10 protein-coding genes are annotated in these 14,552 nt (G+C 49.9%); 2 read left to right on the top strand and 8 right to left on the bottom strand.

The window, feature by feature from the left end; genetic code table 11:
* Window positions 1–9 precede the first annotated feature (9 nt).
* The 6 genes from F454_RS0111575 to F454_RS16160 form a co-directional block, all read right to left on the bottom strand.
* Window positions 10–684 (bottom strand): hypothetical protein, encoded by a 675-nt coding sequence (locus F454_RS0111575; RefSeq protein WP_156817257.1) that lies wholly within the window; start codon window positions 682–684, stop codon window positions 10–12.
* 20 nt (window positions 685–704) lie between these two features.
* Window positions 705–4,238, bottom strand: coding sequence for a hypothetical protein (locus F454_RS0111580; protein WP_018970824.1), 3,534 nt, complete (start codon window positions 4,236–4,238; stop codon window positions 705–707).
* 338 nt (window positions 4,239–4,576) lie between these two features.
* Entirely contained in the window at window positions 4,577–6,412 is a 1,836-nt protein-coding gene (locus F454_RS0111585) for an arylsulfatase (protein ID WP_205619040.1), read from the bottom strand.
* Window positions 6,413–6,470: 58 nt separating this feature from the next.
* The gene (locus F454_RS0111590; protein ID WP_018970826.1) at window positions 6,471–7,685 is read right to left on the bottom strand and encodes an acetylxylan esterase; all 1,215 of its coding nucleotides are present in this window, start codon (window positions 7,683–7,685) and stop codon (window positions 6,471–6,473) included.
* A gap of 236 nt (window positions 7,686–7,921) precedes the next feature.
* A complete protein-coding gene (locus F454_RS0111595; protein ID WP_083913001.1) occupies window positions 7,922–8,815 on the bottom strand; it encodes a PEP-CTERM sorting domain-containing protein in 894 nt (297 codons plus the stop codon).
* 169 nt (window positions 8,816–8,984) lie between these two features.
* Window positions 8,985–9,116, bottom strand: a complete 132-nt coding sequence (locus tag F454_RS16160; RefSeq protein WP_018970828.1) for a PEP-CTERM sorting domain-containing protein — start codon at window positions 9,114–9,116, stop codon at window positions 8,985–8,987.
* 352 nt (window positions 9,117–9,468) lie between these two features.
* Here F454_RS16160 and F454_RS15035 point away from each other — a divergent pair, with 352 nt between their 5' ends.
* Together F454_RS15035 and F454_RS0111615 are read left to right on the top strand one after the other, a co-directional pair.
* The gene (locus tag F454_RS15035; RefSeq protein WP_156817258.1) at window positions 9,469–11,505 is read left to right on the top strand and encodes a sensor histidine kinase; all 2,037 of its coding nucleotides are present in this window, start codon (window positions 9,469–9,471) and stop codon (window positions 11,503–11,505) included.
* A 21-nt stretch (window positions 11,506–11,526) separates the two neighbouring features.
* Window positions 11,527–12,180, top strand: a complete 654-nt coding sequence (locus F454_RS0111615; RefSeq protein ID WP_018970831.1) for a response regulator — start codon at window positions 11,527–11,529, stop codon at window positions 12,178–12,180.
* A gap of 27 nt (window positions 12,181–12,207) precedes the next feature.
* Here the strand turns inward: F454_RS0111615 and F454_RS15900 are convergent, their stop codons facing one another.
* Together F454_RS15900 and F454_RS0111625 are read right to left on the bottom strand one after the other, a co-directional pair.
* A complete protein-coding gene (locus F454_RS15900; RefSeq protein WP_018970832.1) occupies window positions 12,208–13,599 on the bottom strand; it encodes a GDSL-type esterase/lipase family protein in 1,392 nt (463 codons plus the stop codon).
* Window positions 13,600–13,722: 123 nt separating this feature from the next.
* On the bottom strand, window positions 13,723–14,502 hold the full coding sequence (locus F454_RS0111625) for a hypothetical protein (RefSeq protein WP_026292868.1): 780 nt from the start codon (window positions 14,500–14,502) through the stop codon (window positions 13,723–13,725).
* Window positions 14,503–14,552: the final 50 nt, after the last annotated feature.

Raw genomic sequence — 14,552 nt, forward strand, 5'->3', positions numbered from 1 at the left:
GTATCTTACTTATTGCCGGCGAAGGACCAAGCCTCGTATTTTCATCCGCTTTGTACGAGGATCTTGATAGGCACACAGCAATGACTGCCGCCTCTCTTCCACCCAGCGAGTTCGTCCAAACGTTTTCCATTCTGGGGCCTGCTTGTATTGGAAGTGAACGTCCAACAACTTGCCATTAAAGCTAGGCTGAAAACTTGTCACTTTCTTTGAAGTAGCAAACACTTTTGTTTTACCTACCAGCCCACGTACGGGATATGGTGAAGCATTGATCAACTTGTAGCTTCCATAAGGGAAATTTGCCACAGCACGATCGAGCACCAGTGCATTGTATGCACTTTCCCCTTCGACAGGAAATAAGACTAGGAGTGGTTCTTGTACCCTCGTAGGTACTTTTACAGTGGTCAGTATTGGATACTGAACAATGCCATCCTCATCCACTTCTTTGCGACAGAGCGCAACACGTCCACCCTCGTTGATAACAGACTTAAAGGGTCCAAGTACATTAGCATTTGAAAGCCGAATCGCCTCCCCTTGACCCTTCTTATTTAGAATGTAAATGGTTTCATGACCCTTCGCATATTCAAATGCGTATAATGAAAGTGCCACCTCTCTGGCTTGAGCTCTAATAGATTGGGGCATACAAACTAGCATTAATGCTAGGATTGGTAATAGATTCTTAATCATGAAATTTGGTGTGACAGATATTAAAGCTCTGATTCCGAAAGCCAACGGAATGAAAGAATGTTGAAGCGACGACCCAACTCTTGGTTCGTAACATTGAGATTATCCAATGATGTTGTTGGCTGTTGAGAAGCATCGCTGAATTCATGGTCTCGCTGAACCACAGCCTCACACCATGCACGTGCCGTAGATTTACCATCGGAAGCCTCGCCATAGGATCGAATTTTAAATGTATCCCCTCGTACCGTGATCGATGGCGATATACGCGTGAGGATGTCCGCTTGGGTAAGTTGTGTTGGAGCACCATCAGATGTATTTGCTGTCCCTGCAGAATCTCCAAGCTCCGCAGCATTTTTGGGAGCGGGATCACCAAAGGGCGTATTTATGTCAGCCTTATCAATCGCTGATTGAATCGCCCCAGCGTCAGCGGTAGCTGAGTCTGATTCCAACCTTCTATTGACAAACTCCGCAATGGATTGGAAAGGTCCGCGCAACTCAACCTCCTGCACGATAAGCTCAGCTAATGAATATATTTGCTGTGCAGACAATTGCCTGTGACCTGCCCATCGATTTGGACCAGATTCATTCGCATCAACCACCTCGCCCAGCAACGGAACATATCTTGAGAAAACACTATTGCTCGTATTCCCGGTTGAAGTGATCGCCCCAGTTCCATTTAGCAATTCTATGAAAGGTAACGCATCGTCAACTCCACTCGCTAGGAATAACGCCCATGCATCAACCGATGTTGAGTTCACATTGAATGCACCATGGTTGTATAGATACTGAGCGAATGTCTCGTAATCGGACTCCGATACTTGTGCATTTGCTCCCTTTTTGGCCACGATATTTCTGTTTCTCAAGTACTGCACACCATCAAAAAAATCACTCACCACTTTACTCACATCGCGCCCACTACCATCGTATAAAGGACCAGATTCAGTTGCAGCTGACGACAGGAAATAGCTATCGAATAATGCCGTATTAGCCATGTAGGAGTGGTCCAGATGCCTACCGATACTGCCTGCCTTAGATTTCGAATTCAAAGGAATGAGCGGAGAACTAAAAGAATTGCCGACAATTTGGGTCGTCAACGGTGCTTGACCGCCAGCATTCAATGGCGCGTGCACAAACTGAGCAATTGAAGTAGCCGAACTCAGTGGGACTTGAGCAAAAGCGACCACGTTTACTCCGGACTCTGATGACACTCCTGTGCCGCCATACCCTCTATTGTCACTATCAATTTCGACTGCAGGAATGTTATTCCAAGAAGTCATTTTTTCCCACGTGATTTCATACTGGTGACTACTCTCGTTTTCATTCTGATCAGTAGGATCATTAGAGCCGTCGGTAATTCCATTGGTAAAGTATGTGTTCGTGATCCCATTGTGCAACCATTGTGAAGCGGTTGGCGATCCGTCGATATCATAGGAATCTCTCTCAGTTTTCAGACGAACTGAAGCAATCAAAAAGGGCTGCTTATACTGCGGAAAATTAGCTACCCCTTGTGTGGTACGGTTGGCATCCGTCACATAGAATGTGGATAGTTCATCAGGACCCCACGATGGCAGCATGTCCTCCATTTTATTGGATTCCATATCGATTTCTACAGCCCCAATCTGCGTTCTATTCTGATTCAGACTATCTTCGTAACTATCAACATTCGTCACTGTGCCATGGTTTCCTCCATCGCCACGGAATATTTTCATATAAGTCACTAGTTCACGATTGTTCGTCTCAGGCCAAAAGCTCGTAGTTCGCTCCACTTTTGCAGGGGAAACACCCACTCCAAAAGTATCTCCAGTTTTCCCCCATATTTGAAAAATGAAAGCTCCTGGTACTGTTGGAAGAGGAGACAAAGGAGTCTGGTCTTTACTCGAAGCAATGAAACGGTCAAATATACCACCGACAAGAGGATCATACCCTTCAGCCAAGACTAGGCCTCTAGAATAATTCCAATTCTGGTGGTTGTAGGTATAAGGTGGGCCTGGGTATTGCGGGTCAGCCACAGGAGCTCCAAAGACTCGATACTCACCAGGTTTCAAGATAATATCATTGGTTCCGGCGGCTGAGCTCGACCCAGGTATGCGAGCACGATATGGCAGAGCATCCTGTACATTATCTACACCTGTCGAATTATTCCCACCATTGAACATGAAGGCGGTATGAACGGGTGTATTCGATGTAACACTCTGCCACGGTGCATTGGATGTTTCTTTACGAAAAAATTCCACCTGCAGAGGAAAACGATACATCTCGAGCTCAAGGCCGTCAATTCTGATGGCAACATCATAGGGATTCCATAAGGTTACTGCCATATCTACCCAAAATCCTAAAAATGTGTTGTATGGTGGGGTCAAAGCGAAATCTTGAGCAGATAACGAAAAGATAAATTGAGCATTGGAAATGACCGGCAGTAATTGTTGTGAATCGAAAAACGCTGGATTATCTCTGGCCAAGATACTTGCATCTGCAGCATAACCACTAGAAGAGCCAGTTACCTTATCATACATTTTATAATGTGAATGCAGCAAAGCCCATTTGGGATCAGGGCTAGGGATCATTTCAGCTCCGTCAAACCTTGCGGGGGCATTCACTAATGGGCTGTTGCTCTCACTGTATAAATAGCGATTGTCATAGTCTGAAGGAAGTGAAGTGTTCTCAAACAAGAGCGATAGATCCTTTTGATATCCTCCATTCACAACATCAATGAGAAGGTTTTTTGAGTCCACCGTAAGGGTATTGAATGCATTCGCCGTCTTGGGCTGGAAATTTGAGCCTACGAGTGCTGAGGAACCAAAAGAGTGAAGCTTTTCTTTTTCTTCATCTGTCAAATCTTCTAACGCTTTATAGTCAACATTGCTCTTGGAGAGGGTTTCAAAGTCAGGCTTGCCAGTACCAGTAATCGCCGCAACACGGTCAGCTGTATTCTGAGGTTGGGGGTCATTGAGTTGGATGTTCGCCTTCAGCGACTCGTCAAACACATGCCAGGCGTAGCTTCCTTCTGTGAGCGAGCCGGACTGATCAGACACTGGCACCTTCGCGGCACGCACGCTTTGGCTCATTGGGTCGCCAGCAGTTTCGGTAAGGGTTCCATCACCGAGAAGCACCACAGAATCCTGTGGTGATTGTTCAGGATAATTGTAATCAAGATTATCGTCATCGGCTGAGGAACTGAGCCACTGGATAAAGTCATTCCTCTTTTGTGAATCGTATGAGATGCCTGAGTTGTCGCTATTATCCTGGGCGAATGACTTCCACACTCCCACCAATTGAGGTTGATCCACGTTCTTGCCTCTAATACTCGCTGGGGCTGTGATGCGTTGGTCTGGACCTGCAGCTTTTTGAAGCTCTCCTAAAGCTACCATTAGCCCAAGCCTTGCATTGGAACGCGCCTCCATTTGGAGCTTAAAATTCTCTGAACTCCGAATCTGTGAGGTGGATAAGCTCATCACGCCGAGGGCTACCATCACTAGTAATGCCATCACACTGATAGTGGCAATCAGGGCAAAGCCCGCTTGTGAGTCTCGTGTGTTTTTCTTTAAAAATGTGCGCATAACAGTACCTCCAATTCAACGATGAGGGTCATCCAACCAGCTTTCCTATCATTCAGCAAATCTTCTTTTTAAACTGCCTGAGCTAGGATGACCCATGTGTATACTATGTGATTACATTGTAATCACGCCGGAGGCAACACAAAATTTTTTAGCGAAAGGCTCAGCAGCAAAGAGATAGGGAAATTATCGGCCCACTTTACTCCCATTGGAAAGTGAGGGGACGTATGGATACCGAAAAATCATTCTCTAGGACAGAAAAAAGCGAAGGGTGATTCCCTTCGCTTTCTGTAAATGCTGCGAATCGAGACCAGAAACGCGGTGTCGTCACCTTGTGGCGCTTAGTTCTGATGGCCGAATTTGTTGCGGCCGTAGCTTGGATCGTAGACTGGAATCCCCATGCCTTCTGGGGTTTGCCAGCCATCAAATGGCTTATGGGTGATATAGGCGTAGTACGGTGTGGCCTTAAACTTCCCATCGATAAAGATTGGCGAGAACTTGGTGATGCCTTTCTTGAGCGTCACCTTGAAGGTAACTTCCTTGGCTCCGTAGGGAATCTCTACTGTTTGTTCGATATCGCCAATGCGCAGCATGGCCTTCTTGAATTTGAATGCTTTGCCGTAGGTGCCATCATTGATGGGTTTGTCTGCCTCTACTGGCCAGCGACGCAGCGAGATTTCGTAGTCGCCATCGCGCTCGACTTCGATTGCCCAGTGGGATTCGACAGCCATCTTGCCTTCAGCCACTTGTGGTTGGTTCCAAGACGGGTACTCTTTGAGCAACCAATCGTGCGAGGAAAGGGCGACGACCGGCGCCTGATCGGAACCGATGGCCATGTAGGTGGTGAGGTCGTGCTCTTGGGACACATCAGCCCAGAATGCATCGTATTGCGCCCGCATTTGTTGCACCACTTCTGGGTGCTGTTTTGCTATGTCGGTGCTTTGCTCTGGATCGTTCTGAAGGTCGAAGAGTTCCTCTCCATTGACGAGGCGATAGCGATCATTCATCACAGCGCTCTTACGCCACTTGATCGGGTCGATCACACGTTGGCTTTCCACCACTAAATTGCGCTCTGCCCATGCTGCTTTAGGGTCGTAGATGAGTGGGCGAATGCTTTTGCCATCAAACTCAATCTCTGGGGCATCAAGATCGCAGAGATCGATCATGGTAGGTAAAAAGTCTAGATGTGCGGTGAGGCGATCGATCGTGGAGCCTGCTTCTACCTTGCCATTCGGCCAGCGAATGATCATTGGCACGCGGTGGCCGCCTTCGTACTCAGAGTTTTTGCTCCCACGCATGCCACCCATGTAGCCACCATTGGTATGGCCGTAGGCGGTGCCATTGTCGGTCATGAACACTAGAATCGTGTTGTCGGCGAGGCCCTCCGTATCGAGGAAGTCCATGAGCTTTTTCATGTTGTCGTCGATGTTGGTGATCATGCCATAGAACCGTGGATCTGCGACACCTGGCTTATCCTTGTAGGGCATCCAATATTCTTCTGGTGTGTTGAGCGGGCCGTGTGGTGCATTGGTCGAGATGTAGGCAAAGAATGGCTTGTCCTTGTTGTCTTTGATGAATTTGATGCCTTCGTCGAACCAAACATCGGTACAGAATCCTTCAAAGCGCTGGTACTTCCCGTTCACCAGATAGGTGTCATCAAAGTAGTCATTGCCCCAGTAGTCGGGGGCTTGGCCAACGCCACCCGCACCATGGTAGACAGTGTGTTGGAAGCCTCGATCCTCAGGGCGGTACGGGTAGGCATCGCCTAGGTGCCATTTCCCAAAAATCCCAGTGGCGTAGCCGTTCTGTCCAAAAATGTCGGCCATCGTGATCTCACGGCTACGGAGCATGGAGCGACCCTGAATCGTGTGCCACACACCGACGCGGTTGGAGTAGCGCCCCGTCATCAACGCGGAACGTGTCGGCGCACAGGTCGGATCCACATGGAAGTTATCGAGCAAGAGCCCTTGGCTGCGAAGCGTGTCGAGATGCGGGGTGTTGATTGCCTTGTTTCCAGTAAAGTTGAGGTCGCCATAGCCTTGGTCATCGGTGATGACCACGATGAGGTTGGGCGCCTTTTTTTCCTCTTTTGCCATGCTGCTGCCAGCCACGGAAATCACACCAAAGGCCGCAAAAGCAGCCCCTTGAGCGATGCGCATCAGGTTCGTTGTTTTCATGTTATTGTGTGTGTTGTCTCACCCACGAGATGGGTGTTGGAGTGATGTTGAGTGTGACTTATTTTGCCTCTTGATAGTCTGAACTTACGGTGAGCTCAGACGCCTTCACATTGATAAACCAAGCAGTGCTTCCCTCAGGCACCTCCGCAGATGCTTTCCAGGTGAAACCCTGGCCACTCAGTGTCGCTGGGCTCTCTACCCACTTGCGTTTACCAGACACTCCAGTGTCTGTGGTGGAGATAAGCTGCGCACTATCGAGCTCTTTGGTCGACTGGAAGGTGGCGCTGAACGTGGCCCCCTTGTTTTCCAGCTGCACTTGCTGGCACCATGGCTTGCCTTCCTTGAGCACGCTCTCGGCAAAGGCATAGCTGTCTGGCTTAGTCCACGGCGGGCCATGACCGTGCCCCATCTTAGGAATCAAGGAAACCATATGCGGTCCAGCCACTTTGCCATAGCTCGATGCAAACTTGTCCATCGGGAAGTGCTTATCCTCCGGCCATGAGAACCAGAGTGTTGGCATCGTTACCGTATCCAGACGCAAGGCGGGATCCCAAACTTGCTTGTAAGTCTCATTCTTACCGAGTGCGCGGCCGTATTGGTTGAGCGCCTGAGAGATGTCACCGCAGCCATAGGTGGGGATGGCGAAGGCGAAGCGATCATCAATACCAATCACCGTGCTGGTAATCACACCACCCCATGAAATCCCCATGAGACCTACCTTTTCTGCATCCACCTCAGGAAGAGAACGCATCAAGGAATTGGCTAAAATCGTGTCAGCCACCGCATGGTACATCCATTGTTGCTCAAGCGGAGTTTCTGGTTTCGAATCATTGTAGATCCCGTGCCTGATCGGCCCAGCCCATTCGTGAGGCATCCAGTACCTCCCTTCTTTGGGCTTTTCTGGTCGGATGTCTGTCTGGCCTTCCACACCAATGCTGATCGCAGCGTATCCACGCTCATTCCACTTCTTGACCCACGCTTTAAATGCTGTGCCACCACCACCGTGCACTAGTACCATGGCCGGCACCTTCTGCTCCGCACTCGCAGACTCGGGCAGCCCCATCCAGGCGAATACCTTGGTCGCTTTCCCTTTCCAATCGAGTGCATCAAAATAGATAGCTCGCAACGCCCCTTCTGCTTCGAACCCCTCAGCCGGCTGCATCGCCGGCGCTTCTGTCAGCTTGGCCAATGCCTCGACCTGCTTACGCTGAGCCGCATATCCATCCTCTGCCTGAACTCCTCCAAGTCCCAACAAAACCGCCACACCGCTCATGACAGCGGCCTTATATCTTCTTCTATTTGCTAGCTGCATCCTCGTTATGTCTCAATTGAATCATCCCACCGCAGGCTAAGAATAGACTCAGCCACCAAGGCGGGCTAACAATTTATAACATAGGATCGAGATGTCCATCCACAATTTAGGAGATCTAGCGCCACTTCATCGACACAAAAATGCCCCAAGATCCTCAGACCTCAGGGCATTACATAGAAAAAAGCGTCAAGGCGCGTCTAGCGACGGCGCTTCATCAGAAAACCTAGGGTGCCAATGCTAAGTAATGCCGCAGATGTTGGCTCTGGGACTGCAGCCACGACATTCAGGTAAACACTATCTGAATCGTAGGCAATCGAGCCAGCCAAACCATTACTGAGCCCATCTAAAGTATAATTCCCATCATAATCACCCACCAAAGAATTAGAGAAGCTCATCAAGTCGTAACTTCCAACTCCCAAGCCCCCCAAACCGTTCAAACTGAGCATCGCTCCATCAACAACAGAAATATCAGCGGCATCCCAAGTGACCATCGAGCTTCCATCCAAGCCTCCGAAGTCAAAAGCCAGATTAGAGCTAGCACTAAATAAGCTCGTAGCAGAATCCATAATCGAGCCACCACTCAAATTCACCACCCCATGCACAGTAGTGCCCGCACTACTGTAGGAACCACCACTTAGATTGAAAACTCCATTCGTGTTAATGGTGGTGACTCCACCTACGGAGATCGCACCATCAGAAACGTCTAAGGTCCCTGAAAGCGTGTCCGATGGATTCAAGCCGAGAGTAGCATTGCCTGTCACAGTCAAATTAGCCGATGCTGAAGCTAAATTCAATTGCCCATTACCGTTGCTGCGCTGGAGCGAGAGGCTACCTATCGTTTGTGTGTGCCCTAGAGTCACTGTTGAATTCACATCAATAAAGACCAATCCATCATTTTCCACAAAGCCTGCTCCTGAGCCTGCTCCATTTCCGGAACCCCAAGTAATGCTATCCCAATTACCACTCCCGTACGCTTGGAACCAAGTGGCCGCCTGAGATGTGCCCATAAGCACCATTGAGGATAGCAATACAGCACTTGATTTTAATGTCGGGATGCTCAATCGGGTGGAGAAGTATTGGGGATTTTTCATATTTAATAGGATTTAGGCTATTTCAGCTAAACATCTCACCCCACCCAAACGTCATCCTCATTTTATAGGATTTTGAGAGTTTGTTTCACTTATTGGGGCACTCGGTTGAGTAAAAAAGAACCCCGAACTCTCGCGAGCCCAGGCTGAAGATGAGATTTTTCAATAACTCTTAGCGACGGCGTTTCATCAGAAAACCTAGGGTTCCAATGCTGAGCAACACCGCAGATATTGGCTCTGGGACTGCAGCCACCTGAACCACTTGGAAGGCTAGGCCACTGCCAATCACAGAATTTTTAGCCAAAGTAATCACGAGCTAATCGTAATCTGCCATCTCATCCAAGGCATAGCCACTGAGGTCGAGTGCCGCTTCCTTGCTGAAAGAAGCAGCCACAAAATCCTCATCGATCAAGCTGATCGTAGAGGCCGGAAGTGTCGGCGACGCTGCTTAGGACAAGGAAGCCGTTGCGCGTGGCAGCCTTCATCTTCCATGTGATAGTTGCTTTGCCGCTGGTGATTGACAGAGAGGAAGAGCTCTACCTTTCTCTGCGACCCCGTGTTTAAGGGATGCTAATGAGCTTGAGATCTTGATAGGTATAGCATTGCACCGCAAAACTCTTGGCCATGGGCTCGAGACAAGGGCATACTACGAAACGATGATCAATTCCTCTACTTTCCAGAGAGACCACAACGTGCAACGCGCCAGCCAGAGAGCATCGTGCCTGTGCATCGTCTTCTACCTCCTGGCGGGCTATTCCTACCTTCTCGCCGCCTCACCTAATCTCGCGGAGCTTCAGAAAATGAGCACTCCTGAGCTGGAGAATAGGCGCACGCAGGTGAACCAAACCCTCTCAGAAATATCGAGTTACACCATGCGCGGCGGCGTGGGCGGTGTCGGCTACCGTTCTATGGTGCACAACGATGGGGCTGACCAACACTGGGTACAAATCAACCTAAGTACCAGCTCTTTGATTGATTGTGTCGTCTTGGTACCAGAGATCTGGCGAGGATGGGACCAAGGCTTTAAAGCTGATGCATTCCCGGTCGCCTTCAATGTATTGGCAGGCCTCCACGGTGACCCGAAAGGAAAGATCATCGCCAAGAGAAGATTGGAAGACAAGATCCTACCTCGTGTCGCACCAGAAATCATTCCATTTGCCCCAGTAGAGGCCGACTGGGTGCGTCTCGAATTTATCACTCTCAGCCCCAGAGGCTGGGATGGCAAACGATGTGTGCAACTCTCCGAGATGTATGTCTTTAGTGGCGCAACGAATGTGGCACTGAATCAAAAAATCACTGCCTCATCCAGTGAAGACTCCCCCTATGGCTCAAGGCATCGCAAATGCCTCACGGACGGGTTCACCCCCTTCATCATGGATTCCAATCTTGGAGACCGGAGCGTGGCCTTCCTGGCACCGGTTCAAACTGATGAACAACCATCGATCACCATCGATCTGGAGTCCCCCCAAATGGTCAGCCAAATCAACATGCACACCGTAGAAGTCAGTGACAGTATCCCCCAGGTGCTCTCTAACGACTTTGCCATCCCCCAAGAACTCACCGTAGAAGGCGCCAATCATCCCGACTTCCGTGACTCCAAGGTCCTCACCACCTACTATCGAAACTCCATCTACGACACTGGACCTATTATTTCTAGGAGCTTTGCACCCCACCAGTGCCGATTCCTCAGAGTCACCGCGACCAAGCCATACGTCGACAAACAATATTCCCTCACACTCTCCGCTCTCGGCTTTGCCGAACTCGAATTTTTAGATTCCAATGGCCTCAATGTGGCACTCAATCAGCCCGTAGAGGTCACCTTCCTGGAGACATATTCTAACCGCCCAGAAGCCTCATTGACAGATGGGCTCAACATTTATGGGCAGATTCTACCCGCGAGAGAATGGTTAGAACAACTCGCTCTACGCCACGATCTCGATCGAGAGAAGCCGATGATTGCGGCGATTTTAGAGGACCGATACGCCAAGCAAAAAGCCAACCTCATTCTCCTGCAATGGATCGTGGTGATACTCGTGGCTGGCACGATCATCATCATCCTAATCACTCGCATTGGCCAACAACGAGCCATTCATATGACCCGCGAGCGCATTGCCGCTGACTTGCATGACGAACTTGGGGCAAACCTTCATGCTCTGGGGCTCCTCAGTGAGCTCGCTCAAAAATCGCAATCCAATGATGCCAAGCTCAGTAGATTGCTGGAACGGATCGGCCACCTTACAAGACGCTGTGGATCATCTGCACGCTACTGTACCGACATGCTCGAGGAGAGGCATCTCTACCAGAATGTTCAAGAGGAGATTACGCGCTGCTCCCGACGCTTCCTAGCAGATATCAATTACACACTGGAAATCATTGGCGAGGAGCATTTGGAAAAGTTAAGCCGTAAACAACGTGTGGACTTTTGCCTATTCCACAAAGAATGCTTGGCCAACATTCTCAAACATTCCGAAGCCAACCGTGTGACGATGCTTCTGACAGCTACCGAACACCATCTAGAATTCGCTATCACAGACAATGGTACGGGCATCGACACTGAGAGCGCGGCATCCATTCCAGAAGCCATCCAGCGGCGCTCTAGGTTGCTGGGCGCGCAAGTCAACATCCAGACACCTGAGGGTGGAGGCGCCTCCATTGTCCTCAGCCTCAAAATAAAAAAATTAAAGCTGCTCTAAGCTCACTAAGGAAATCACACCATGCAAGACACCATCAAAGTTTCCGTCATCGAAGACAACCCTCACTATAGAGAAGTCATTAGCCTCGCTCTAGAAGATGAAAAAGACATCCATCTCATTAGCGAATTTGGCACAGCCGAGGTCGCGCTTCGCGAGCTTCAAGCACCAAAAAACCAAGTCACCCCCGATCTCATCTTGCTGGATTTGCAACTTCCGAGCATGAGCGGTCTTGAATCGATCCCCTTCATCAAGCGCATCGACGCAAATGTTAAAATCATCATACTTACTCAGTCTGATAGCGAAGCAAATATCCTAAGAGCAATCTCGGAAGGAGCAGATGGCTACCTTTTGAAATCTGCAAGTCTCGAGGAAATCACCACCAGTATTCGTGAAGTCATGGCGGATGGTTCCTCGTTGGATCCCAGTGTGGCCAAGTTCATCCTACAAACACTCAAGCAACAACTCCCACAAACCTTGGTAGAATCAACTCTCACCAATCGTGAAATTGAAATTCTCGAACACTTAGCCGATGGCTTGGTAAAAAAGGAAATCGCCACGGCACTTCGAATCGGGTACTCCACCGTCGATAGCCATGTGAGTAATATCTATAAAAAGCTCAATGTGAAAAACGCCCCAGCAGCAGTGAGCAAAGCCTTCCGCCAGGGTATTCTCTAGCGGTGCATCAGGCGTTTCCCTCAATGCTTAGGGTTGTACTGGTTCATCATTGAGAAGTTTACTGAGTGTCGGCTCCATCGCCTCTGCCCAGATTGCGTAGCCCTTGGTATTCGGGTGCAAGAGATCCGGCATCACTTCGCTTGAAAGGGTGCCATCAGCCTCAAGGAAAGCTTGATTGATATTGAGGTGCGTGATGGCTGGGTCCGCAGCAGCCAGCTCGGGCAGACGCGCATTGATTTGCTCGTTGATCCTCCGCAGCGGGTCTGCAGCATTCTCACCACGTGGAAAAATCGAGAGCAGCAAAACCTTGGCATTGGGTAGACGTCTGCGGATGTTGTGGATGTTGCTGGAGATCCCAGCTATCGTTTCATCTGGGCTGTACTTCCCGATGTGGGTGTTGTTGGTGCCAATCATGAGAACGACAAGTTTGGGGTCCAATCCGTCGATCTCACCATTCTGCAGCCTCCAATTTACAAATTCTGTGCGATCCCCACCGAAGCCGAGGTTGAATGCCTTGCGATGGCCGTAGTATTTCTCCCAAACTGGCATACCAAACTCGCCTTCACGCTCCCAAAAGTGCGTGATCGAATCGCCCACGAAGACCAGCTCGTAATCTCCACGTTTCACCTCTTCGAGCTTTTGCTGATGGCGCGGGCCATCCCGGGTGCCTGAGAGTACTGCCATGGGCGGGTTCGCTGGCAGGGGCTCTTCATTCAATGCCTTGCTGAGGTATGGCTCTAGAGCATCCCACCAAATTTGGTAACCTTTGGTGATCAGGTGCAACATATCACGGTGGTACAACTCTGGATTGAGCTCGCCATTTGCGAGATAAAACTTTGGACGAATGTCCACCAACGTCACCTTCTCACGCGCATCAAATTGCGTGAGCAGTTGGTTCACCCTATCCAGCGTGTTCTGCTCCTTGCCCGCCTTGCGGGGAAATACTGAAAATAGAATCACTTCTGCTTCAGGAGTGCGGACTTTTAATGCATCAAGGATCGCCCCGATACCTGCCACAATCGCTTCTGGACTCTGATTTCTCGCATCATTGGTACCGATCATTAAAGCCACTAGCTTTGGCTCAACACCGTCTAGCTCTCCATTCTGCAATCTCCACAGCACACGCTCTGTTCCATCACCACCGAAGCCCAGATTCAGTGTCTTGCGGTTACCAAAGTAGTATCCATAAAGGCTATCACGCTCAGCGTAGTGGGTGATCGAGTCACCAATGAGGACCACATCGTGCGCCCCTTGCTTAGCTTCTGCTACTTTCTGCTCGTGGCGCTCGCGCCAGCTCTCGCTGGAGCCTTGTGGGACTTGAACTTGTGGCGATGCCGTAGCTGCTGTGACCATCAGCGAGCCCATCGCTGTCAATGCAATGCCACGAAAGCGGCATTTGAGGTTTTTTGTGATATGCATAAAGAATATTAGTTTTGTGATGAATCAATAGGCTCTTGGCCCAGTTGCTCGAGGTGAAATACGCCTCAAGTTCTCAGAAGAACCTGGGCAGATTGAATGCTAAGTTGTGGCTCGATCACTCCATCAACGCTGCTTGATACTTAACGCTCCGATAGTTAGCAAACTTCTACCGGTCGGCCGCCCCTGAAGGTGCTTCCTGACCTTGAGTACCAAACTTCTCTGTGGCTCATCCCAATGCAGGTATGAGCCAATAAACTCACCTTTGCCTTGGATGCGTTGCGAAACCTTGGTGAACCAGTCACTCCCCGGGTCTGAAATTGCTTTCTGGTATCGAACCAGTAGGACATCGGCTTCTGGCCCCTGATAGGCAGCCATATCAACAACATAAGTGGACTCTTGGTGGACACTCGTTTTAGCCTGCATCATAAGCTCCGGTTCGAGAGGCTCGAAGCCATCCGCTCCGAGCTGGAAGGTAAAGCTTGGCTGTGACTTCGTCTCCCATATCAAAGAGCCCTCTACTGAGGCGCCGTGCTCAAAGGTGACCTTCGCACCCAGCCAGTCGAGAAACACATTCCCACCCGAGCCACTCAGCGTGGCCTGCGGCCCAATAAAAACTTCAGCATGATTGGCCCGAAACACACTAAGCAATCTAAGGTGTGCCTTGCCCAGCAAATGGAGCGAAGAAGCCAGAAGGTTGCCATGCTCATTTGCATCCTCCCAAAGCACCTCGGCATCTTTGATGAACACTGCATCCCCAACGCGAGGTAAGCGATCGCTCGACCAGTTTGCCGCCGTGCTCCAGCGCCCGTCCCCTGCGTCTCCATCCCAAGACACGCGCTCGGCGTGAATCAGAGAGACACTCAGTAACCAGCTGGCAACAATCACAAGTTTCAAATCATTCATTGCTTTGATAGGGGGTGAAGCATTGTTTTTCGTATGCTTCTGGGCTGAGC

It is taken from the genome of Rubritalea marina DSM 17716 (assembly GCF_000378105.1).
GTDB lineage: Bacteria > Verrucomicrobiota > Verrucomicrobiia > Verrucomicrobiales > Akkermansiaceae > Rubritalea > Rubritalea marina.

Excerpts from the sequence above, each read along its gene's own strand:
- F454_RS0111575 (WP_156817257.1), bottom strand. The coding sequence starts at position 684 with ATGATTAAGAATCTATTACCAATCCTAGCATTAATGCTAGTTTGTATG.
- F454_RS0111580 (WP_018970824.1), bottom strand. The coding sequence starts at position 4,238 with ATGCGCACATTTTTAAAGAAAAACACACGAGACTCACAAGCGGGCTTT.
- F454_RS0111585 (WP_205619040.1), bottom strand. The coding sequence starts at position 6,412 with ATGAAAACAACGAACCTGATGCGCATCGCTCAAGGGGCTGCTTTTGCG.
- F454_RS0111590 (WP_018970826.1), bottom strand. The coding sequence starts at position 7,685 with ATGAGCGGTGTGGCGGTTTTGTTGGGACTTGGAGGAGTTCAGGCAGAG.
- F454_RS0111595 (WP_083913001.1), bottom strand. The coding sequence starts at position 8,815 with ATGAAAAATCCCCAATACTTCTCCACCCGATTGAGCATCCCGACATTA.
- F454_RS15035 (WP_156817258.1), top strand. The coding sequence starts at position 9,469 with ATGATCAATTCCTCTACTTTCCAGAGAGACCACAACGTGCAACGCGCC.
- F454_RS0111615 (WP_018970831.1), top strand. The coding sequence starts at position 11,527 with ATGCAAGACACCATCAAAGTTTCCGTCATCGAAGACAACCCTCACTAT.
- F454_RS15900 (WP_018970832.1), bottom strand. The coding sequence starts at position 13,599 with ATGCATATCACAAAAAACCTCAAATGCCGCTTTCGTGGCATTGCATTG.
- F454_RS0111625 (WP_026292868.1), bottom strand. The coding sequence starts at position 14,502 with ATGAATGATTTGAAACTTGTGATTGTTGCCAGCTGGTTACTGAGTGTC.